Annotated in this window: 23 protein-coding genes and 1 riboswitch; of the genes, 11 read left to right on the top strand and 12 right to left on the bottom strand. The window is 62.4% G+C overall.

Annotation, left to right across the window (positions count from 1 at the left end):
* Window positions 1-64: 64 nt before the first annotated feature.
* The 3 genes from AC1Z32_RS18765 to AC1Z32_RS18755 form a co-directional block, all read right to left on the bottom strand.
* Window positions 65-640 carry a ferritin-like domain-containing protein gene (locus AC1Z32_RS18765; protein WP_483480020.1) on the bottom strand — a complete coding sequence of 192 codons (576 nt, stop codon included), beginning with the start codon at window positions 638-640 and terminating at the stop codon, window positions 65-67.
* Between the two features lie 196 nt (window positions 641-836).
* Window positions 837-998 carry a DUF1328 family protein gene (locus tag AC1Z32_RS18760; protein WP_008350559.1) on the bottom strand — a complete coding sequence of 54 codons (162 nt, stop codon included), beginning with the start codon at window positions 996-998 and terminating at the stop codon, window positions 837-839.
* 56 nt (window positions 999-1,054) lie between these two features.
* Entirely contained in the window at window positions 1,055-1,231 is a 177-nt protein-coding gene (locus tag AC1Z32_RS18755; RefSeq protein ID WP_074173382.1) for a DUF1328 domain-containing protein, read from the bottom strand.
* Window positions 1,232-1,380: 149 nt separating this feature from the next.
* Here AC1Z32_RS18755 and AC1Z32_RS18750 point away from each other — a divergent pair, with 149 nt between their 5' ends.
* On the top strand, window positions 1,381-2,904 hold the full coding sequence (locus AC1Z32_RS18750) for a sensor histidine kinase (RefSeq protein WP_483480019.1): 1,524 nt from the start codon (window positions 1,381-1,383) through the stop codon (window positions 2,902-2,904).
* 175 nt (window positions 2,905-3,079) lie between these two features.
* Entirely contained in the window at window positions 3,080-3,214 is a 135-nt protein-coding gene (locus tag AC1Z32_RS18745) for an entericidin A/B family lipoprotein (protein WP_050334179.1), read from the top strand.
* A gap of 139 nt (window positions 3,215-3,353) precedes the next feature.
* Here the strand turns inward: AC1Z32_RS18745 and AC1Z32_RS18740 are convergent, their stop codons facing one another.
* The 6 genes from AC1Z32_RS18740 to AC1Z32_RS18715 form a co-directional block, all read right to left on the bottom strand.
* Window positions 3,354-4,415: a hypothetical protein gene (locus tag AC1Z32_RS18740; RefSeq protein ID WP_483481679.1), complete on the bottom strand. Its 1,062-nt coding sequence runs from the start codon at window positions 4,413-4,415 to the stop codon at window positions 3,354-3,356.
* Window positions 4,416-4,488: 73 nt separating this feature from the next.
* Window positions 4,489-5,733, bottom strand: a complete 1,245-nt coding sequence (locus tag AC1Z32_RS18735) for an LssY C-terminal domain-containing protein (protein ID WP_483480018.1) — start codon at window positions 5,731-5,733, stop codon at window positions 4,489-4,491.
* On the bottom strand, window positions 5,730-7,019 hold the full coding sequence (locus AC1Z32_RS18730) for an LssY C-terminal domain-containing protein (protein ID WP_483480017.1): 1,290 nt from the start codon (window positions 7,017-7,019) through the stop codon (window positions 5,730-5,732). Before AC1Z32_RS18730 ends, AC1Z32_RS18735 begins: the two co-directional genes overlap by 4 nt.
* A 74-nt stretch (window positions 7,020-7,093) precedes the next feature.
* Window positions 7,094-8,215, bottom strand: a complete 1,122-nt coding sequence (locus AC1Z32_RS18725) for an AI-2E family transporter (protein WP_483481678.1) — start codon at window positions 8,213-8,215, stop codon at window positions 7,094-7,096.
* A 133-nt stretch (window positions 8,216-8,348) separates the two neighbouring features.
* Window positions 8,349-8,936 (bottom strand): hypothetical protein, encoded by a 588-nt coding sequence (locus AC1Z32_RS18720; RefSeq protein ID WP_483480016.1) that lies wholly within the window; start codon window positions 8,934-8,936, stop codon window positions 8,349-8,351.
* Window positions 8,937-9,011: 75 nt separating this feature from the next.
* Entirely contained in the window at window positions 9,012-9,341 is a 330-nt protein-coding gene (locus AC1Z32_RS18715; RefSeq protein WP_483480015.1) for a hypothetical protein, read from the bottom strand.
* A gap of 823 nt (window positions 9,342-10,164) precedes the next feature.
* Here AC1Z32_RS18715 and AC1Z32_RS18710 point away from each other — a divergent pair.
* Together AC1Z32_RS18710 and AC1Z32_RS18705 are read left to right on the top strand one after the other, a co-directional pair.
* Window positions 10,165-10,734: a BPSL1445 family SYLF domain-containing lipoprotein gene (locus AC1Z32_RS18710; RefSeq protein WP_483481677.1), complete on the top strand. Its 570-nt coding sequence runs from the start codon at window positions 10,165-10,167 to the stop codon at window positions 10,732-10,734.
* A gap of 128 nt (window positions 10,735-10,862) precedes the next feature.
* Window positions 10,863-11,135: a hypothetical protein gene (locus AC1Z32_RS18705; RefSeq protein WP_483480014.1), complete on the top strand. Its 273-nt coding sequence runs from the start codon at window positions 10,863-10,865 to the stop codon at window positions 11,133-11,135.
* Window positions 11,136-11,520: 385 nt separating this feature from the next.
* Here the strand turns inward: AC1Z32_RS18705 and AC1Z32_RS18700 are convergent, their stop codons facing one another.
* Window positions 11,521-12,303, bottom strand: coding sequence for a DUF4397 domain-containing protein (locus AC1Z32_RS18700; RefSeq protein ID WP_483480013.1), 783 nt, complete (start codon window positions 12,301-12,303; stop codon window positions 11,521-11,523).
* A gap of 339 nt (window positions 12,304-12,642) precedes the next feature.
* Window positions 12,643-13,584, bottom strand: coding sequence for an EamA family transporter (locus AC1Z32_RS18695; RefSeq protein ID WP_483480012.1), 942 nt, complete (start codon window positions 13,582-13,584; stop codon window positions 12,643-12,645).
* A gap of 245 nt (window positions 13,585-13,829) precedes the next feature.
* A riboswitch (TPP riboswitch) is annotated at window positions 13,830-13,972 on the top strand.
* A 159-nt stretch (window positions 13,973-14,131) separates the two neighbouring features.
* On the opposite strand from AC1Z32_RS18695, the gene thiC reads away from it, so the two are divergent.
* From thiC to AC1Z32_RS18660, 7 genes are all read left to right on the top strand, one after another.
* A complete protein-coding gene (gene thiC, locus AC1Z32_RS18690) occupies window positions 14,132-16,063 on the top strand; it encodes a phosphomethylpyrimidine synthase ThiC (protein WP_483480011.1) in 1,932 nt (643 codons plus the stop codon).
* A 293-nt stretch (window positions 16,064-16,356) separates the two neighbouring features.
* On the top strand, window positions 16,357-16,536 hold the full coding sequence (locus tag AC1Z32_RS18685; protein WP_374729448.1) for a glycine zipper 2TM domain-containing protein: 180 nt from the start codon (window positions 16,357-16,359) through the stop codon (window positions 16,534-16,536).
* A 206-nt stretch (window positions 16,537-16,742) separates the two neighbouring features.
* Complete coding sequence (locus AC1Z32_RS18680) at window positions 16,743-17,249, top strand: hypothetical protein (protein ID WP_483480010.1); 507 nt, start codon at window positions 16,743-16,745, stop codon at window positions 17,247-17,249.
* A 279-nt stretch (window positions 17,250-17,528) separates the two neighbouring features.
* A complete protein-coding gene (locus tag AC1Z32_RS18675; RefSeq protein ID WP_483480009.1) occupies window positions 17,529-17,657 on the top strand; it encodes a hypothetical protein in 129 nt (42 codons plus the stop codon).
* 252 nt (window positions 17,658-17,909) lie between these two features.
* Window positions 17,910-19,511, top strand: a complete 1,602-nt coding sequence (locus AC1Z32_RS18670) for an L-lactate permease (protein WP_483480008.1) — start codon at window positions 17,910-17,912, stop codon at window positions 19,509-19,511.
* A 100-nt stretch (window positions 19,512-19,611) separates the two neighbouring features.
* Complete coding sequence (locus AC1Z32_RS18665; protein WP_483480007.1) at window positions 19,612-20,544, top strand: DMT family transporter; 933 nt, start codon at window positions 19,612-19,614, stop codon at window positions 20,542-20,544.
* Window positions 20,545-20,661: 117 nt separating this feature from the next.
* Window positions 20,662-21,189: a hypothetical protein gene (locus AC1Z32_RS18660; protein WP_483480006.1), complete on the top strand. Its 528-nt coding sequence runs from the start codon at window positions 20,662-20,664 to the stop codon at window positions 21,187-21,189.
* A gap of 29 nt (window positions 21,190-21,218) precedes the next feature.
* Here AC1Z32_RS18660 and arfB read toward each other — a convergent pair whose 3' ends face one another.
* Window positions 21,219-21,632, bottom strand: coding sequence for an alternative ribosome rescue aminoacyl-tRNA hydrolase ArfB (arfB, locus tag AC1Z32_RS18655; RefSeq protein ID WP_483480005.1), 414 nt, complete (start codon window positions 21,630-21,632; stop codon window positions 21,219-21,221).
* Between the last annotated feature and the right edge of the window lie 7 nt (window positions 21,633-21,639).

Raw genomic sequence — 21,639 nt, 5'->3', positions numbered from 1 at the left:
AGTTGATCGGACATGTCATGCAGAGCGCCGGATACGCTTTCGCGCGCATCCGGCGGCATCGCTCTTAGCCGTTGCGGCCTTCCAGCAGGTCGGCCATGTCGTCGGCGTGCTCTTCCTCGACGGCCAGAATCTCCTCGAAGATGCGCCGCGTCGTGACGTCCTTGTCGCCGAGATAGCGAATGATCTCGCGGTAGGTATCGATCGCGATGCGCTCGGCGATCAGGTTCTCGCGGATCATGTCGATCAGATCCTTGCCTTCGGTGTACTCGGAATGCGAGCGCGACGAGAGGCCGTCCGGCGCGAAATTCGGCGCGCCGCCAAGCTGCACGATGCGCTCGGCGAGCGTATCAGCGTGCTGCTGCTCCTCGTTCGCGTGCTCGAGAAACTCCTGCGCGACGGCTTCCGAGTGAATGCCCTTCGCCATGAAGTAGTGACGCTTGTAGCGCAGCGTGCAGACGATTTCCGTGGCGAGCGAGTCGTTGAGCAGCTTCAGCACAGTCTCGCGGTCGGCGCCGTAACCCGTCGTCACCGCGCCTTCGTCCATGTGCTGGCGCGCGTCGGCGCGAATCTTTTCGACATCGAGGACGAAGGCGTCCGTAGACTGGCCCGGCGCGGCTTTTACAGCAGACGATTTGGACATTTGATTCGCTCCTCTGTAATGGAATGAGATGACGGTCGCTGGAGCAGACTCCTGCAGGCGCGGCCCGCATAGAGCCCTGCTATCCAATCAGGGACTCCGATGCATGCACCATGCCTGGTCCATCGAAAAAGCCGCGCGACGGTCGTGAATCCCGCGCGCGGCTTGGTGGCTCCTGGCTTTCGCCCGGATCAGGGCATCACGTTCGGAACACGCCGAGGAGCAGCGTGACCACGAACACGACGAGAAAAATGAAGAAAAGGATCTTCGCAATTTCCGCCGCGCCGGCCGCGATGCCGGTGAAGCCGAAGACGGCCGCGATGAGCGCGATGACGAAGAAGACTGCAGCGTAGTGGAGCATGTGACCTCCTTCACGAGTGGTTGGAAAACGGTCCGGCGATGCTGACGGAACCGGCGCTAATCGATGGCTTTCTTCGTGACGATGAAGCCGAGCACCAGGAACACGACGCACAGGATCAGGAACAGCACGAACAGGAATTTGGCGATGGCGGCAGCCCCGGCGGCGACGCCGGTGAAGCCCAACACGCCTGCGATCACGGCCACGATCGCGAAAAACAACGCCCACTTCAACATGATCGTTCCCCGTATGAGTGGATGACGGATTCATGCTAGCCATGCGCTTTGCGCCGCGCATTCGGGCAGGCTCCTTTTTTGCTGTGGGAATCCACCGACACTTGCTTTCAATTCCGCTTCCCGACGTGAAACGCCGCTGCACCGACACCATGAGCCACGTACCGCGCGCCGCGATACCTACGATCCTTCCGGACGAAGCGCCTTCCTTCGCCACCGATGAGCCGGCCGCGCCGAAAGCGGCCACGCCCGCGCCCGCGCCGGCCGGGATCGCCCGCCGCGCGGCGCGCTTGAACGAATGGATGCGCCGCTACAGCTGGGCGGTCGCGATGACGGTGGCGATCGTCATCACGGTAGGCGGGCTCGTCATTCTGGAATCGGGACGCATGCGCATCGCGTCGGAGTATGAAACCGCGCTCGACGCGAAAGGCGCGACCGCGCAGCTTTCGACGCTCGCCGCCGATATCGTCACCCTCACCGCCGACGAACGCGGCTTTGCGTTGCAGCCCGACACCGCGTATCAGGCGCATTTCCGGGAAACGGCCGCGCGCGTGCGGCGCGCGCTCGCATCGCTCGATGCGTACTACCGGCGCATCGGCGACGACACCGCGCTCGCCAGCTTCGCGCAGATCCGCGCCGCCGCCGACGATGCAATCGCGCAAGGCACGGCGCGTCTCGACGGTCCGCCGCAGGACGCGGATGCCGGCGCGTCCGCGCTCGTGCCTGCGCCGCCCGACGCGAGCGCGACCCTCGACGCGGCGCTGTCGCTGCTGCGTCTGAACGAGGAACAGCGCGCGCAACACGCGCTAGACGCGAGCCGCGCCGATCAGCGCATCTCGACGCTATGCGTCGCCGCGTTGTGCGCGCTCAACATCGTGTTGTTCCTCTTGCTCTTTCGCAATCTGGGCATCCAGCTCGACAAGCAGGCGCGCGTGCAGAAAGCGCTCATCACGCAGCAGGAAGAGCTCGATCAGCTCGTGTTCGCGCGCACGCGGCAGCTCGAAGCGCTCGCGTGGCATTTGCAGTCGGTCAGCGAGAACGAGAAGACGGAGCTCGCGCGCGAATTGCATGACGAACTCGGCTCGATCCTCACCGCGAGCAAGATGGATGTCGCGTGGGTACGCGGCAAGCTCAGGGACACCGAACCCGCGATGGCCGAGAAGCTCGCGCGCGCGCTCGGCAATCTCGATCAGGGCATCGCGTTGAAGCGCCGCATCATCGAGGACATGCGCCCGACGGTGCTCGCCAACTTCGGCCTCGTGACGGCGCTGCGCTCGCTCGCCGATGAAGCCGCGCAGCGCAATGGCTGGAGCGTCGAGTTCGATCTGCCGGGCGAGGACGTGAAGCTCGGCGAGGCGATCGAGATCGCGCTCTTTCGCGTCGCGCAGGAAACGCTCACGAACGCGGCAAAGTATGCGCACGCGAGCCGCATCCGCGTGGCGCTCGCGGTCGATGAAGAAAGCGTGTCGCTCTCGATCACCGACGACGGCATCGGCATCCGGCCGCAGGACCTGAAGCGCACGCAAACGCACGGCCTCGTCGGCATGCGCCAGCGCGTGTCGGCGCGCGGCGGGCGCTTCGAGATCGAGCGTGCGACGCCGCACGGCACGGCGATCAGCGTGTCGATGCCGCGCGAGCGCAGCGCCGATACGTCTATCGCCGCGCCCTCCGCGTAGGACGACGCCGACACGAAATGCGGACGCTGCCGACAACAAAATCGCATGCGTGCCTACAGCTTCGGACCACCCGCTTTTTTATGATTGATTACACCGGTGCGGACAGGCATCGACAAGGCGCCCCGACGCGCCAACCCGATTCCTGTTGCACTTTTCAAATCCAGGGGGAATAAACATGACTCGACTTATCGCTTTGCTGCTGATCGCCGGCACGGCGGCTCTCGCGGGTTGCAACACGATCTCAGGAGCGGGCCAGGATATCTCGAAGGGCGGTCACGCCATCACGAACTCCGCTGAGGAGCACAAGTAACTCACGAGCGCCGCATTCGTTGCGGCGCTCGCCGTTCACGCGTTCCGTAGCGTTGCTGTAGTTCCTGTCTTCCCGCCACCTTTGAGTGGCGGGATTTTTTTTGCGTGGGCGCCGGATGTGCGCACACTCGCGTCGGGACTCAGCGGTGCAGGTCGAGGTCTTCCTCGACGAAGCGCAGGATCGCTTCCGTCAGTGCCTCACGCGGATAGTCGTTCCGCGTGACGAAGATCGAGCCAACCGTTGGATGGGACCGCTCGATGGGCACCGCGATGGCCCAGTGATCCGCGTTCACATAACCCAGCAACGCGCTTCCGGGCACTATCTGGTCATAGAAGATAACCTGACTGTCATTGCGCGCATCGATGCGGGCCAGCTTGTCATAGCTCGACTCGAGGATCGACGAGATGCGCGTTTGCGAAGGAAACGTGACGACCGAGTAGTAGCGCGGTCCATCGGGAAGCGGATGCTGCGCGAGCCACGCCCTTCGAGACGCGGGTCTCAGGCTTTGCACGCCACCGCCGTCCCCTTCCGTGCAGGCGGCGCCCGGAAAATGCTGGAGCAACTCGGCGTGGTATTGCTCGACGTCGTTCGCCAGTGGTGAGCCACCAATTGCTCCGGCCACGCTGACCATCGCCGCGACATGGCTTCGGATCTCCGGATAGTCGACCAGCGCTTCCAGGATATCGGGTGCACCCTTGGAATAGCCCATCAGCACGAGTCGCGGCGCGCCCGCATCTGAAGGCATGGCCATGATCGCGTCGCGAATCTGGCGAGCGTTGCGGGCGGAACTCGATAGCGCATCGACCGGCAGGAGCATCGCGTCGTAGCCGAACTGGCGCACGTGGCTCGCGACGGTGCGGGGCGGGTTCAACCAGGGTTTAAAGCAGTCGTAGCCGATACCCGCCACGATCGCCGCGACGAGGTGCCGCCTGGATGGACCGAGATCGACCGGCTTGCCGGTGCCGCCGGGCTCGGCGCCTACGCGCGTCAGCGCATCGTCGCAGGGTCGGTAGTCGGGTAACTTAGATCCGCCTGCTTCCAGCACCGCACAATAGATCTCGCGGAAACGGCCTCGTCTGTCTTCCACGCCTGCATATGACGCCGGAACCAAGGCAAGTGGCGGTGTATCGGTCGAGTACGGGATCAGCGGTTTCGACGCGCAGGCGACGAGTGCAAGGCAAATCGATAATGGCGCGAGCATGGTGACGACGTCGCGCAAAGTGCGAAATGACGCCGCCCTCGGGAGCACGCCAACTCCCCGTTCGGGGCGTCTTCTAGTTGCGGTCATCGTTTCTCGTCTCGACTTTGCCAGCGCCGGCCGGTTGCAGATAAGGGACCCAGTCGACAAACCGGATGTCCGACAGGCTCAATGGACGGGTCGCAAAGAACAGCACCGCGCGCAATCCGTCCGTGTGATACGGGGCACCGTCGAGCGTCGTGCGTGGCTGAGACAAAGGCGCTGGCCCGACGCCATACACGAATCCCACGCTCTCCAGTCCGCCCGAATAAGTCATGTCCTGAAGCAGCAGATTTCTGGCCTCGTCGACGTCCGCCTGAAGCGTAAGGCCCGCGTGCCGCTTGACCGCGAAGCGCCCTGCGACTGGCCGGCCGATCTGCGCCACGAAGACGGCCTGGTTCCGAAACCGGATGGGCGCAAGCCACGCTCGTATCCAGGTCGACGGGGCCTCGGCGGACGCCTGCCTGCTCAGGACGAAATCGGGGGCGCGGCCATACAGTCGCTGGGCGAGGTCCGATTCGCGCTTGATTCCATGGTAGCCCCGCCGGACGGCGGCCGCGCCGAGGTTGTCAAGACCGCCGATGAAGACTCCGTTGAGCGGATCGCCCTGACCGGTCCCGCTGGCATCCGTCGCGCAGCACGGCATCCGTTCCAGTGCCGCTCTCAGAGAAGAAAGGTCGTCGTAATTGGTGACTTCAGCTTCGGGATAGTGGAAGAAGGTGTCCTCGAAACGCGGATCTCCGCCGCCGGGCACAGGAAGAAAAAGCGAGAACGGAATCAGCGTGCGGTCCGCAAACAGATCGATGTTGCAGAGCTTCGTGCCGCGGTCCTCGTTCGTGAAGAGCATTCCCGTGTGAGTGGCGCCGGGCGGAATCGGGTTTCTGAACCCGAGTTTGTTGAAATAGTCGTCGATGCGTGCGTTCGTCGCACTATCGAGCAGCGTGTGCATTGACCACGCCACTTCGAGCGGGGAAAAGTATTTCGGGTCGGTTCCCGATCGCAACAACCACAAGGCTTGGGTAGTTCCGTTCGTGATCTCGATCCAGACCGGCTGTATATGCGCGGCATTGAGATCGGCGCCGAACATGCGCTTGCTGTCGTCTGCGCTTAGCACCGTCGCGCTGACCTTTACACCGCGGCTTGTTGCAGTCACCGCACGCGCGCGAATGCCCGAGTCATCGGTGTTCGTCGGCGTTTGCCACGTTGCGCAGCTTGCCAGCACGAAAATCAAAGCGAAGCAAAGGAAACCGAGCCCATGACGCAACCGCCGACGCCGGTTCATTGTCCGGCTCCGGAATCGCCTTGCTGGCGAGCGCCAGGGGTATCCCAGCGAAAGAAGCTGATCTCCGAAAGGGATGTCGGCTTCCGGTCGAACAACAACACGATGCGATAACCATCGGTGTAGTAGGGGTCCAACGTGAGGTTCTTTCGCGGGGCGCCTTGCGGAGCAGCATCACTGCCTTTCACCAGACCGAGCTTTTTCAGGCTTTGCGAATATGCCATGTCTTCGCTCAGCGCGCTGCGCGCCTCGTCCACATCAGGATCGATCTTGTGTGTGGTGAGAGTCGGCGAGTGAATGGTGAGCCGAACGCCGATATCGCGACTGATCTGGCCGACCCAGACAGGCTTGTCGTTATAGCGCATCGGGCTCAACCAGAGCCGCAGGTGGTTACGTTCGTGGATCGTGCCGCGTGCTTTCTGCAATGCGAGGTCTTGCGGCCGACCAAACAGATAAAGATCGCTCACCGGCGCGTTGACGTATCGTTCGCCGGCCAAAGCCGCGGTTATGAGCTTCATGATGGCGCCCGACCATTTTGTTTCCGTGGGCGTCCATCCGCGCCGAACGAGCGCGGGAAAGGCGTCGTCCAGCCCGCCCACTATCACGAGATTGAGGGGGTCGCCGTTTTTCGTGCCGTCCTCGTTGGTCGCACAGCATGGCAGCGCTTCAATGGCGGCGCGGAAGGCATTGTCGTCCGTGTAATTCGTGACCGCTTCGCGCGGGTACAGGTCGCGGATGAAAACTTCACTCGTCTTATAGTCGGCCTGGAAGCCCGGAACCGGCACGAAGAGCGAGAATGTCGCTGCGCGCTGGTTGGCAACCAAGTCTATTTGCACGAACTTCACGCCCTCCTGCAGGTTGGTCAGCACGAAACCGGAAATCGTGCGCCTGGGCCACACCGGGTTGGGAAACGCAAGCTCGCGAAAACGTCGGTCCAGTTCAGCGGGGACGTCGCGCGGGTTTCTCTGGACAAAAGCCTCCGCAACTTCGGACGCCGGGAAAAAATTCGGATCAACGCCCGGCGAGAGCAGGAAATAGCTGTCGTCGCTTTTATTCTCGACCTCGATCCAGACCGGCTGAACGCCTTCAGAGGCGAGTGGCACTCCATATACGGCAGTACTTTCGTCCCACGAGAGCGCCGCGGCCGACACTCGCAGAAGGTCCTCGCTACGTGTGACGGCCCGTTCCTTGTAGCCGAGTGCGGACGTCGTCGATAAAGGCGCGACACACCCCGCGAGCGTGCAGGCGATTGCGATTGCAGCAAGCGGGCCGGCGAGAATTCCTTTCATCGCTGATGCGCGTCCAATTCAACGTGGATGCACGTCCTTCACATGACCAAGGCAGAGCAGCGCAGGGACGCGGGTTATCGGCGAACACCCACCGCATGCTGCTTTTCCGTGCCTGTGTCCCGTTGTGCCGGCAACTGTCTCACCCATCGCCAGAACAGTTGGTAACCAACCGCAAGCATCACGGGGCCGATGAACAAGCCAATGACGCCACCCGAAACCATCCCGCCGAGCGCACCGATCAGAACCACTGGCATTGGCACGGCGACACCACGCCCCAGCATCAATGGCTTGAGGACGTTATCGGCCAGACCTGCAATAAAGACATAGACCGAGAAGATGATCGTCGCCGTACTGGCACCGTCGGTGACAATGACGAAAATGATCACCGGGATCGTGATCAGCGTGGCGGGCAATTGCATGATGCCCACCAACAGGACGGCGAGCGCGAGCAATCCTGCACCGGGAATGCCCATCACCACGAAGCCGATACCGATCAGCAGCATCTGAATGAACGCGATTCCGACCACGCCCTGAGCCACCGCTCGAATGGTGGCCGTGCACAAATCCGCAATCTGTCGGCCGTTCTCCGGGCCCGAGATCCGCGAGGCAATCTGCACGGCGCTTTGGTGCCCTTTCTCCCCGTACGCCATGAAAATGCCCGCGACGATCAATGCAATGAAGAAGATCAGCAGCGCTGCACCAAGACCGGTGACCGTCCCGAACAGTGCGAGTCCCGCATCCTTCAATTGCGGCGCGAATCGCTGCGCGAGGCCGGTCATGTCATTGGCAGCCTGCGACCAGAAGTCATAGACCCGCTGGCCCACGAGCGGCCATCCCGCCACCGATTCCGCCGGTGCCGGGATGCGGAAGGTTCCGCTTTGCAATACGGCCACGATGTGCGCGGCAGAGTCGGCGAGCGCTACGCCCAGCAGGTACGTCGGCACCAGAATGATTGCGAAGGCAATGAGAACGATCAACGTTGCGGCGAGCCCATCCTTGTTGGAGAGCCAGCGTCTGAGCTTCACCTGCAACGGATAGAGCGTGACCGCCAGGATCAACGCCCAGATCATCAGGCTGAGGAACGGGACAAAGATGCGAAAGCAGAATACGGCCAGAACAGCGATCAGCCCGGCGCGGATCAGGACATCAAGCAGTTCTCTCGACAACGTTCGCTGGGTAATGGGTGTGAGCAGCATCATCCGTCTCCTCACAGGTTGCCGATACTTGTCTCATCGCGATCAAGCCTCGTTAGAGCCGGAGTCGTCGCGAAAGGAAGGCGCGATGCCAGACATCGGCGTGGAACGGTCGGACTACTGCTTGACGGCCGTTCTATTGGCTCGCGCCGGGCGCAACGGAAATTGCGAGCGCTTCCGTGTACACGACCTCCACCTGATCTCCCTTGCGGATGTTCTTCAGTTGCGCGGGGTCTTCGACAATCAGATCGACCTTGTTGCCTCGCGGGCCCTTCAACGTGACAGTCTGCGCTTTCGCGTCGACGTTGATGACGTCGGCCATGATGGTGATCTCACGTCCGATCGTCCCTCCGGGTTTGGCGCCCGGAGCAGCCCGCTGTTCTATCTGACGCTGCGAGGCGGAACGCGGGCCGCTGGTTTTCGAGAGGCTCAGGGACATCGCTTCCTTGTATTCGGTGGTGACCACGTCACCCACCTTGAGCTGTTCAAAGTTGCGCGCTTCTTCCCCTACCTCCAGCTCCACGACCTTTCCTCTTTTGTCTTTGAGCGTAACGGTTCGGGTGGCCGGGTCGATGGCAACGATCGTGGCCGTGACCTTGGTCGTTCCGACCACCGTAGCTTTATCTGTTCCCTTTGTAACCTCCACCGAGGTCTGGGGTTGAGACAACGCAGGGCAGGCCATCGTCAAGACGACAACGGCAGCGAGCAAAGGCTTGACGTTCATTTCCGCGCTCCTGAAAAAGATCGCGTGTATGCGGTTCGCGAAATGCACTGCCTGCCACTGACTTCGGCAACGGATTTACAGGCACGTGCCCACCGAGCTTGCGGCGCTTCCGCCATCGCCCCGGAAACTAACCGATGAACCTGGACCGCCCGTGGCCGGGCGCACCAGGGCGGCTGCACCGTTCGGCGGTTGCTGGCCCGGTACGAAGACGTTGAAAGCGCGATCGCCGGCAAGTTCGTATTGCATATAGACGGTCTGACCAGACGCGTTCGCCCACTTCGTTGCGATGCATCGCGCTACCGCGCTTGGCGAATTCTGACTCTGACCGACGGATTGAAGATTCCCCGATGGGGGTGCCGCGCAAGCGGCGAGTGCCAGCACGGATGCGACTAATGGATACTTCATGTCGGTATTAACCTCCTCTGGTTTGGTTCAGCCATTCAGATCATCGTCCTTGTAGTACTTGGTTCCTTTAGCCGTGAGCTCCACCGCCAGACCTTTGTCGGTAAGCTGATAGAGCCACACCCCGGGTCCAACGGCTATCGCCCCTTCATACGAACTACCTTTTTCGTTGGCTTTTGCCGCCTCGCCGGATGAACCGCTACTTCACCGGCCTGGAACCCGGTCTGCCTTGCTCGTGGGATCGTCACTGCGCTACTTGTACGTTCATGGAGTCCGGACGATCGGATTTATTTTCAGAAAGCTGCCCCGCGCATCGGCTTCAAAAGCAGACACGTTCACGATTCGTGCAGTGCGGCGGGCAGCCGTTCGGCTTCGTTTGGAATATAGGCAGAAAACGCGTGATTTTCCACGACGTATTGGCCGGACGAACACCCATGACTCGCGTTCATCCACCTGGAATCTCCTGATTGCATATCGGGAAAGCTCTCAATGCCATTTGATAACAGCCGCCAGCATGAACTCCGTAAACGATTAAGCAACCCAGACCCGATGTCGGTGTGCTGCTGTTCTCTACGTAAAGACACGTATCGAAGCGACTGCCTTCTTGGGCTATTGATTTATCGATAGGCAAGCAGAGAAAGTTATCTCATTCATCGTGCAAATCTTCATTTGCAGCGGTGCTTTCATCCAATGCGAACTCAAGGCCTTTTCCGGGCTTTACCTTGGGCTTGTCCTTGGCCGTGCATACACTGTCTTCACGAAGAGCCTGGCCGGATTAAAAAAGCATCCAGGCAACATCGAGAGAGCAACCACTATGGAGAGCAACATGCAAAGAAGAAACTTTGTTCGTGCGTCCGCTGTGCTTGCGTTGGGAGGCTTCACTCTTGCGGGTTGTTCAACCAGCGGTGAACCGGACATGGCGAAACGTAAGTCGATCGATACGGAGGTCGATGCGACGCTCACGAAACTGTACTCGACGGTGCCTGGTTCTCGTGAGCTGACCCAGAAGGCGAAGGGCGTGCTCGTCTTTCCTTCCGTGGTCGAGGCGGGGCTGATTATCGGCGGCCAGCATGGCGATGGCGCCTTGCGCGTGGGCGGAACCACGGTCGGCTATTACAGCACGACGGCGGCGTCGTTTGGGCTGCTTGCCGGAGCTCAGTCGAAGGCTCTCATCTTTCTATTCATGACACAGGAAGCGCTCGACAAATTCCGCACTTCGGATAAAGGCTGGACCGCTGGTGCCGACGCGTCCGTTGCGGTCATGAAGACCGGCGCCAACAAGGCAATAGATACAGCCACGGCGAATGCGCCCGTCGAAGCCATCGTGCTTACTAATGCGGGCATCATGGGTGATCTTTCGCTGCAAGGAACCAAGGTTTCACGGCTGAAGATTTGAATAGACTGCCGCGACTGGCAGACTGCCGAAAGTTATCTATCGTTTAAGCACGGAGGGAGGCGGCCGTTGATAGCCGAGCTATCCGGGCGCCCCTCATGTTCTTTCGCCGGAGTATTCAGGAGAGTGTGATGAAGAGACTAGTTATCGCGATACTCACTTTGGCGCTTTCATTTCTTCCTGCTACTGCCGCAAGAGCACAAGGCGATGCGGGAGCTAGCTCGCCAGACGCTGCTAGTCACGCTGACCCATTAGTGAGAATGCATCAACAAGTAGCGGCGGCGAACCGTACCTATGAGCAAAAAGTCGCTGCCGCCCAGAAGGTGTTTGATCAAAAGAAAGCGGCGGCGAAAAAGGAACGTGACGCCGCTATCAAGGCCGCGCATAACGCCGCAGGTCAGTAAGCACCTTTCGCTTACTCCTCCACAAATGCGAATGAAAATCTTATGCGTCGTTGCGAAGCACACCCTATACTGACAATCGGCGCGATTCTCGAGCATGAAGTCGCGTCAAACCGCGCACGGTTTTCTTTTCGTCTTTGGTCTCCGTGACTCGCGGCTTTCAGGGCCCGCTCTTGCGGGCCTTTTTATGCTGCTTCGGGAAGTACATCGGTGTCGCGGAGCGGAAGGCCACACATGCTGTTTTCTTTGGAAAGACTGATCTGCGATCTTATGGCATCCTTACTACATTCGATTATCTTCCAGCCCCGAGACTCCTGAGTGCCATCCCGATCGGAAAATACCCGGCCGATGCACACGGCCGGGCTTCGCTTCGTAAGGCGCTCTGCCCTCACTGCGTATCAGGCAACTCCAGCGCCGGCTGCTGCGTGTTGCCGCCCTGCGCCACCAGCACGCGGATCTTCTCCGGCACGATTTGCGAGGCCGCGTTCCCCGAAGGCAGCGTCGTCACGAGCCAGTCCGCGTTGTTGACGAGATCGAACGACGCCGACCTGTACACCGGCGTCTTCGAGCCCGGCAGCGTCGCGATCAGTTGATACGTGCCGCCCGAAACGTAGATCGAATCCTGCGTCGTCGCGGGCACCGCGTTCTTGTAGGCGACGCCCGCCATCGTCGGGCTGACGCCCGCGATGTTCGTCCCCGGCGCGACGAGATAGATGTCGAGATTCGGCGCATTCGTCGACGCGTTGAACGCCCGCACGCGCGCGCTGCCCGACAGCAGCCCCTTGTCGAACGGGTCATCGATCACCGCGATCGACGGCACGAAGCCCGCGTCCGGCAGCGCGATCACCGTGTACTCATGCCCCTTCGCCGCGTTGTTGATGCTCGTGTCGGTGGCGAGCTGCGTCGTCGTGTTGATGGCCGCATAGGAGAAGTTGTGCTGGCCGGTGTCGATGTTCGCGAAGTTGGTCACCGTCTTGTAGGCGAGATTCGGCTGCAGGATCTTGCCGTTGTCGTAGAAGTCGACGTTCGGGCCGCTCGGGATCGCGTGAATGAAATGGACCTGCGGCTGGGTGACGCCGATTTCCTTGCCCACGTCATCGGAGCTTCCGCCGCAAGCGGAGAGCAACGAGGCGACAGCGGCGAGCGCGGCAGCGGTGCGGATGAGCTTCATGATTCCACCTTCCTTGGTTTTGGATCGACACCTCGTTATCCGGGTCCGGACGACCGGACGTGCGCATCACTTCGCGCGCTTCGTTCGCCGACCCTGGTTCTTTTGCTTTCTGGCCCGATCGACCGACGCCGAGGCGCCGCCGATTCGGGTGCCTGCGTTCAGCAATGACCATGCCCCGATACGGTGCGATAAATCCAGGCGCGTGCCGCCGAGCCTTGCGCGGCAAGGCTTCTGAATTCGTTAGAGGAATCGCTCGGGATGTGGAAAAAGCGCGCGGCGGCACTGCATCGAACGATGCAGGCCGCCGTCATGCGGATACCGCTTTTACAACGAAGGCGCTTAGGCGAGCCCGCGCCGCCGATAGTCGAACCAGAAGGAAAGCCCGACGGAAAGCAGAATGACGACCGTCGCGATGACGGTCCATTGCGTGATGATTTCGCCGAGCAGCGCCGCGCCGAGCAGCACCGCGACGACCGGATTCACGTACAGGCAGCTCGTCGCGACGATCGTGCTCGTGTTGCGGATCAGAAAGTTATAGGCGACGTAGGCGGCCATCGAACCGATCACCACGAGATACACGAACGACAGCCCCGCTCCCGCGCTCACCTGCGTGAGCCGCTCGCCCGACAACAGCGCGATGCCCGTCGCGATCAGGCCGCCGAGCCCGATCTGCAGGGATGTCGACATCAGCAGATCGGAAGGTTGCGGCAAACGCGTCGCCAGATGCGCGCCGCCCGCCCAGAAAATCGCGGCGCACAGGATGGCGAGCGTGCCGAAAGTGGAACTCGGCGAAGGATCGCCGTGATTCAGCAGCACGATACCGATAAGGCCCAGCGCCACCGCGAACCATTCGCCCTTCGCGACGCTGCGCCCCGCGAGCGCGGTGAAGATCGTCGCGAAGAGCGGCACGGTCGCCACCATCACGGCGGCCGTGCCGGTTCCCACCGTGCGCATGCCGTAGGCCATCATCCCGCTCGACAGGCCCTCCAGCAAAGTGCCGACGATGGCCGCGTTACGAATTTCCCGCGCGCTGGGCCACACCGCCTTGCGATGCACGGCGATAGCGAACAGCCCGATGCCGGCGAACAGGTTGCGCAGACCGCCGAGCATGAGCGGCGGAAACGACTCGAGCGAGAGATGGATGCCGAGATACGTCGATCCCCACACGAGATAAACGACCGCGAGCGCAAGCGCGACCTGCCCTTTGAAGGAGCGCGGCGCGCGAAACGGAAAACGGTCGGGAAAGCTGAACGGCAAACGCGGCGGCGGAAGAGCGGACATGCATTACTCCGCGACGGCTGCGTGCCGGACGACTGCGAGAAAGACCGGGAAAGACGCTGCGGCAGATACCAGACTGAACGACATGGCGGAACGGAGAAGTGCGATTGCGCGAGGACGGACCGCACCCTCTCTCGGGGAAAACCCGGAAAGCCGCGGCGCCCGACATTATGCAGTAAGCGCCGATGCACGATAGAAGGATTTCGCGAATGGTTGCCAAGACACCACGCCGCGGTGTAATGTGGCGGCTGCTAACGCGGGGGTCCTGCGTTGCACATCGCGATCCAATCGGCTTTCATCGAACTGGATCGCTTCGTGTGGCGTGGGTGAGAAATACCCTTTGAACCTGATCTGGATAATGCCAGCGCAGGGAAGCGTTCGGGTTCCACGGCTTGCAGCATCCGGCCACTTCTTCAGAACCCGTACCTTTCCATCTCGTTCCTCCCTGTTTAGCTCCTGAATCAGCCGAGCTCGACGGCGTTCGTTCGCGTCGGGCCCGGATATAACGGTCCCACTACTACTCTGTATGTCGACACAGGAGAGACAGCACATGAATGCCAACCCGAAGTTCCTGTCCGAGAACGCCGTCGTCGACGCCGCCGCCATCGCGCCGCTGCCGAATTCGCGCAAGGTCTATGTCGAAGGCTCGACGCCCGACATTCGCGTTCCGATGCGCGAGATCACGCAGTCCGACACCCCCGACGGCTTCGGCGGCGAGAAGAATCCGCCCGTCTTTGTCTACGACACGTCCGGCCCGTACACGGACCCGGATGCGAAGATCGACATCCGCTCGGGGCTGCCCGCGCTGCGCGGCGCGTGGATCGAGAAGCGCGGCGACACGGAGGAACTCGCGGGTCTTTCCAGCGAATTCGGCCGCGAGCGCGCCGCCGACGCGAAAACCGCAGAACTGCGCTTTCCCGGCCTGCACCGCAAGCCGCGCCGCGCGATCGCGGGCAAGAACGTCTCGCAGATGCACTACGCGCGGCAAGGCATCATCACGCCGGAAATGGAGTACATCGCGATCCGCGAGAACCAGCGCCGTGCCGAGTATCTCGAAAGCCTCAAGGCCAGCGGCCCGAATGGCGAAAAGCTCGCGGCGATGATGGGCCGCCAGCATCCCGGCCAGGCGTTCGGCGCCGCCGCGTTCGGCAAGGACGCGCTGAAGGAGATCACGCCCGAGTTCGTGCGCGAGGAAGTGGCGCGCGGCCGCGCGATCATCCCCGCGAACATCAATCACCCGGAAAGCGAACCGATGATCATCGGCCGCAACTTCCTCGTGAAAATCAACGCGAACATCGGCAATTCGGCGGTGACGTCGTCCATCGGCGAGGAAGTCGACAAGATGACCTGGGCGATCCGCTGGGGCGGCGACACGGTCATGGATCTCTCGACCGGCAAGCACATCCACGAAACGCGCGAGTGGATCATCCGCAATTCGCCGGTGCCCATCGGCACGGTGCCGATCTATCAGGCGCTCGAAAAGGTGAACGGCAAGGCCGAAGACCTGACGTGGGAAATCTTCCGCGACACGCTCATCGAGCAGGCCGAGCAAGGCGTCGACTACTTCACGATCCACGCGGGCGTGCGTCTGCAATACGTGCCGCTGACGGCGAACCGCATGACGGGCATCGTGTCGCGCGGCGGCTCGATCATGGCGAAGTGGTGCCTCGCGCATCACAAGGAAAGCTTCATCTACGAGCACTTCGAAGACATCTGCGAAATCATGAAGCAATACGATGTCTCGTTCTCGCTCGGCGACGGCCTGCGCCCCGGCTCCATCTACGACGCCAACGACGAAGCGCAGCTCGGCGAACTGAAGACGCTCGGCGAGCTCACGCAGATCGCGTGGAAGCACGACGTGCAGGTGATGATCGAAGGCCCCGGCCACGTGCCGATGCAGCTCATCAAGGAGAACATGGACCTGCAGCTGGAATGGTGCGACGAAGCGCCGTTCTATACGCTCGGGCCGCTGACGACCGACATCGCGCCGGGCTACGACCACATCACGTCGGGCATCGGCGCCGCGATGATCGGCTGGTTCGGCACCGCGATGCTCTGCTACGTGACGCCGAAGGAGCACCTCGGCCTGCCGAACAAGGACGACGTGAAGGAAGGCATCATCACGTACAAGCTCGCGGCGCACGCGGCCGATCTGGCGAAGGGCCATCCGGGCGCGCAGGTGCGCGACAACGCGCTCTCCAAGGCGCGTTTCGAGTTCCGCTGGGAAGACCAGTTCAACCTCGGCCTCGATCCGGACAAGGCGCGCGAATTCCACGACGAAACGCTGCCGAAGGATTCCGCCAAGGTCGCTCATTTCTGCTCGATGTGCGGCCCGCACTTCTGCTCGATGAAGATCACGCAGGACGTGCGCGACTTCGCGGCGAAGCAGGGCGTGAGCGAAAACGAGGCGCTCGCGAAGGGCATGGAGACGAAGGCGATCGAGTTCGTGAAGAAAGGCGCGGAAATCTACCAGCCGACTTGATGCTTGGCCTTGGCTGACAAAAGCCTGTCGCACGGTGCGTGCGGCAGGCTTTTTTTTCGTGCCGATCGGGCGCAAAGCCTTGTCGGAGCTGGCTGAGCGCGCTTATCGGACGAATCGGGCACTCTTTCTGCTGACGATGTGAATGAACCGGCGAAAAACGTGGCGCCCTATTGGCCAACGCCGAAACGGTCGCACCGCGCTTCTGGCAGCCGCGGTCGAACCGCAGCCGATTCATCTCGTCATCGAATTGGAGAGTCGACATGAAAAACATCAAACAGATCGGCGCCGCCGCAATGGTCGTTGCGTTCCTGGGAGGACTGACCGCTTGCGGCGACATGACCACGCGTCAACGGGATACCGCCATCGGCGCCGGCGTGGGCGCGGCGGGCGGGGCCGCGATCGGCGGCAGCGCGCTTTCGACCTTGGGCGGCGCGGCGGTCGGCGGCGTTATCGGCAATCAGATCGGCAAGTAGCGAACTCGCTTTCGGCGGCGAAGCAGACTTACTTCGCCGCTCCGCTCGCCCGCTGTTTCAAATTTGTTACATAAACCCACGATTTGATGCTTTGTCACACACCCGTCGTGAATAGTGCCACCGTTCGACTAAGCTGCTCTTAACGGACCCGCTCTCGACCCATCCGATCCAAGAGTCCGGACAGCCGTAACGCAAGGAGCAGCATCATGATTTCCGCCTGCGGTATTCCCGGACCCAAAACGGCCATCATCGCGCTCGCCGTCGGGCTTCTTCTCGGCGGCTGCTACTACCCTTACGGCTATCCGCCCTATCCGCCCTATCCGGTCGTCGATACGACATATACCCAGCGGGAATTCACCGTGCCCGCGTCGGGTGCCCCAGCCATCGCCACGTCGCCCGCGACACTTCCGCCCCAGTACGAGTACGCGGTCGGCTCGCCTTATACCGGCTACTACCAGACCTATCCGTATCCTTATCCGTATTACCCGCCCTACGCTGCTTACCCGGCCTATTACGGCTACCCGTATTACGGCTACGGTTATCCGGCGGTTTCGTTCAGCTTCGGCTATTGGGGCGGCAGCGGCTGCTGCTGGGGACACGGCTGGCATGGCGGCGGCTGGCATGGCGGCGGTGGCGGATGGCATGGCGGCGGCAGCAGTTGGCAAGGCGGTGGCGGCGGCTGGCATGGCGGAGGCGGCGGCCACGGGCACTGAGCGGGCCGCGCCGCGTTACATCGGATGAGACAGAAACGGGTTTCAACCGCGGTCGCGTAACACTGCTGCAACATTTTCTGTCCGGCGCGGCCGTTTGCTCGCGAAAACGCAACTGTGCGCCCGGACACTTTCCTTTTCCGACAAGGCCTCGGCGCATTTCGCCAGACGATTGGCACAATTCTGGCTACATGGTTCCCCCATTTACCGCTTTGCAACGGCGACCAATGTTGCGACTTCGCGCGGCTCTTCCGCGCACTTTCCGTATCGGGGGATTCGGACATGATGGCCTTCGTGTTTTTCCTGCTGTGGATGCTCGCCTCGCTCGGCCTGTTGACCGTGTGGGTTTTCCGCCAGACGCCGCCCGCCGGCCGGGAAGATAGAACGCCGGGAGCCGTCGCCGAAGGCTGAACCGCCCGCGCCTCTTCCCTTTCGCCATCGACGACGCGCCACGCTCGGCGCGCCAGTCGAATCCATGCGCCACGCCCGTGCCGCAATGAACGGGCATTCACGCCTTGACGCACGCCGTTCGCGCCCTATTCTTAGGGTGCGCGTTATGCGTTTGCTTAAGTTTCCGGTTGCCTGCTGCCGAACATCGAGCTCCGCGCGCACCGCGGCGTCATCCATCGCCGCTTCCGCTCATGACATCAGAAAGGAGCTCCGATGTTCCACCAGCTGCTCACTCCGATCGCCCATTCCCTGTTCGTGTCCTTCGTCGTCGCCGCGCTGCCGATCGTCCTGGTGCTCGTGCTGCTCGGCTGGGCGCGCCGCCCCGCGTGGCAGGCGTCGCTCGCGGGGCTGATCCTCGCGCTGATCATCGCGGTGGCGGGCTGGCACTTTCCGGTCGGGCTCGCGCTCGATTCGGTCGCGGCCGGCGCCGTCTTCGCGTTGTGGCCGGTCATGTGGATCGTGTTCGCGGCCATCCTGCTCTATAACGTCGCGCAGCGCTCGGGGCGCTTCGAAGCGTTTCGCCTGTGGATGGTCGACAACCTGCCGAACGACCGGCGCATCGTGCTGGTCGTGATCGGTTTTTCATTCGGCGCGCTGCTGGAAGGCATCTCGGGTTTCGGCACGCCGATAGCGATCACGAGCTCGCTTCTGATCCTGCTCGGCTTCCCGACGCTGGAAGCGCTCACTTTCACGCTGATCTTCAACACGGCGCCGGTCGCGTTCGGCGCGCTCGGCGTGCCGATCACCGTGCTCGGCGCCGTTACCCACCTGCCGACCGACGCCCTCGCGAAAATGGTCGGCCGCCAGTTGCCGCTCTTCGCGTTCTTCCTGCCGTTCTACGTGATCGGCATCTATGCGGGCTTTCGCAACATGATGCGCGTCTGGCCGGTGCTGCTCGTCTCGGGCGGCGCGTTCGCGCTCACGCAGTTCGTGACGTCGAACTTCATCAGCTATGCGCTGACCGACGTGCTGTCGTCGCTCGTCTCGCTGATCCTGACGATCGCGTTCCTGCGCGTGTGGAAGCCCGTCGCGGACGAGCGCTTCGCGGTGAACGTCGAACGCCTCGGCGAAACGCACTCGGCGATTCCCGGCGGCCAGGGCTGGCTGCCGTGGATCGTCGTCTCGGTGGTCGTGATCGTCTGGACCGTGCTCAAGATCTTCATGATCGGCGACGTCAAGGTCGCGTGGCCGGGCCTCGACAAGGCCGTGTACATCACGCTCTACAACCAGCCCTACGGCGCGATCTGGGACTTCCAGCCGCTCGCGACCGGCACGGCGATCCTGGTCGCGTCGATCGTCACCGCGCTCATTGTGAAGCTGCCCGCGCGCGACTATGGCGCCGCGATTGCCGATACGTGGGTGCAGACGCGCATCGCCATTCTGACGGTCGCGACCATCGTCGGCCTCGCGTATCTGATGAGCTACTCGGGCATGAACTACACGCTGGGTCTCGGCGTCGCGTCGGTCGGGGCGTTTTTCCCGCTCGTGTCCGCGTTCCTCGGCTGGGTGGCGGTGTTCCTCTCCGGCAGCGATACCTCGGGCAACGCGCTCTTCGGCAATCTGCAGGTGGTCGCGGCGAACCAGCTCAATCTCAACCCGGTGCTGATGGCCGCCACGAATTCGTCCGGTGGCGTGATGGGCAAGATGATCTCCCCGCAGAACATCTCGACCGGCGTGGCGACGACCGAGTTGAAGGGCAAGGAAGGCTTGGTCTTCGCGCGCACGTTCTGGCATTCGATCTTCCTCACGGTCCTGCTCGGCGTGCTCGTGTGGCTGCAGCAGAACGTGCTGACGTGGGTGATTCCGCCGCATTGAGTTCCCGCTTCTTGCTGTTCCATTCAGCGGGCGTATTTTCGATACGCGCGCGGTGCTAACATGCGCGGACTTTTGATCAGCATCACGAAATCCGCTCGCCATGCCGCCCGCCAACCTGCTGCAACTGATTGTGCTCGCCGCCCTGTGGGGCGCATCGTTTCTCTTCATCCGCGTGGGCGTAGCCGAGTTCGGCGTCGCGCCGCTGATGGCCTTGCGCGTGGGCATCGGCGCCGTGTTTCTCGTCGCGATGCTGCTCGCGCGCCGTTCGATCGCCGGCACCGCGGCGACGCTGCGCTCGCGCTGGCCGCAGTTGCTCGTTGTCGGCATCCTGAATTCGGCCGCGCCGTTCTGCCTTTTCGCCTACGCCGAACTGACGCTTTCGGCCGGCGCAACCTCCGTCATCAACGCGACGACGCCGCTCTTCGGCGCGCTCGTCGCGTATCTGTGGCTGCGCGACCGCCTGACGGCCACCCGCACGATCGGCATGGCGATCGGCTTCGCGGGCGTGCTCGTGCTGGTGTGGAACCAGATCGCGCCCGATCACGCGGGACACGACGCCGCGCTGCCCGTGCAAGGCCTGCTCGCAGCGGCCGCGGCGCTTGCGGCGTCGGCGCTCTACGGCGTCGCGGGCAACTTCGCGAAGAAGTATCTGATGGACGTCGACGCGATGACCAACGCCGCCGGCAGCATGATCGGCGCGACGCTGACGCTCGCGCCGATCGCGTTCCTCACGTGGCCCGCTGCGCCCGTTTCGGCGCACGCGTGGGGCGCGGTGCTCGCGCTCGGCATCGGCTGCACGGGCATCGCTTACTTCATCTACTTCCATCTGGTCGCGGTAGCCGGCCCCGCGCGCGCGATGACCGTGACCTTCGTCATCCCGCTCTTCGGCATTCTGTGGGGCGCGCTCTTTCTCGGCGAGCACGTGGCGCCCGCGATGATGGCGGGCTGCGCGATCGTGCTCGCGGGCACGGCGCTCGCAACGGGCGTGGTGAAACGCGTACCCTTCTTCGGACGGCGCAAGCTCGCGCCATGAACTAGACTTCCTGCGACAAAGCCGCCGGCTCCGGGCGCATCCGTGAAATTGTTTGGACGCGCGTTGCGCGCCTCGCGATGCCGCTTAATCCTTCGCATTTTTGCGTCGGGAGCCGATATGGGAGTTTCCTTCGCCAAACTCAAGCACGAGTTGATGAAGATGGTCCCGCCCACCGTTTTCTTCTTCATCCTGCTGCATGCCGTCGTCATCATTCGCGCGCTGATGGTGAAAGGCACCGGCATTTCGCTGCCGACTTCCGTCTCGGTGATCGTCTCGTCGCTGATTTTCGGCAAGGCGGTGCTGATCGCCAACATGCTGCCATTCATCAATCGCTATCCGGATCGTCCGCTCATCTGGAACGCGGGATGGAAAACACTGATCTACACGATCGTGGCCGGCATTCTTCACTATCTCGAACGTCTGTTCGAGTTCTGGAACGAGACGCACAACGTAGCCGCGGCGCAGCATGAACTGATCATGCACAGCAACTGGCCGCAATTCTGGGCAATCCAGATTCTTCTTTTTCTGATGATCGGCAACTACTGCGCGTTCGCCGAGCTCGGCCGCGTGATCGGACGCGACGTGCTCAAATCGTATTTCCTCGGGCCGCGCGTCGACGTGCCGCCGAAGTGGCAGCAAGGCTGACGCTTTTCACGGCCCGCTTTAGAGATCCGCTATTCGCCGCGCACCGGCCCTCTTCCCGCCTTGATCGCGCCGCGTTTCACCTTGCCTTCGACACGGCGCAACTGCGACGCGCGCGTCGGCTTCGTCGCGATGCGCTTGCGCCGCGTCACGGAGACGCTGCGGATCAGCTCGTCGAGCCGCGCGAGCGCGGCGGCGCGGTTCATGTCCTGCGTGCGATACTCCTGCGCCTTGATGACGATCACGCCCTCTCGCGTGACGCGGCTGTCGGCGAGCGCGAGCAAGCGCGTCTTGATGTGCTCCGGCAGCGACGACGCGCGGATGTCGAAGCGCAGATGGATCGCGCTCGACACCTTGTTGACGTTCTGACCGCCCGCGCCTTGCGCGCGCACGGCCGTCAGCTCGATTTCGTTCGGCGGCACGGCGAGGCTATCGGTTATCGTCATCGGTCGT

The organism is Caballeronia sp. 11_S32 (assembly GCF_056930355.1).
The sequence above is the reverse complement of the archived record's forward strand: the minus strand, read 5'-3'. Positions and strand labels throughout refer to the sequence as shown.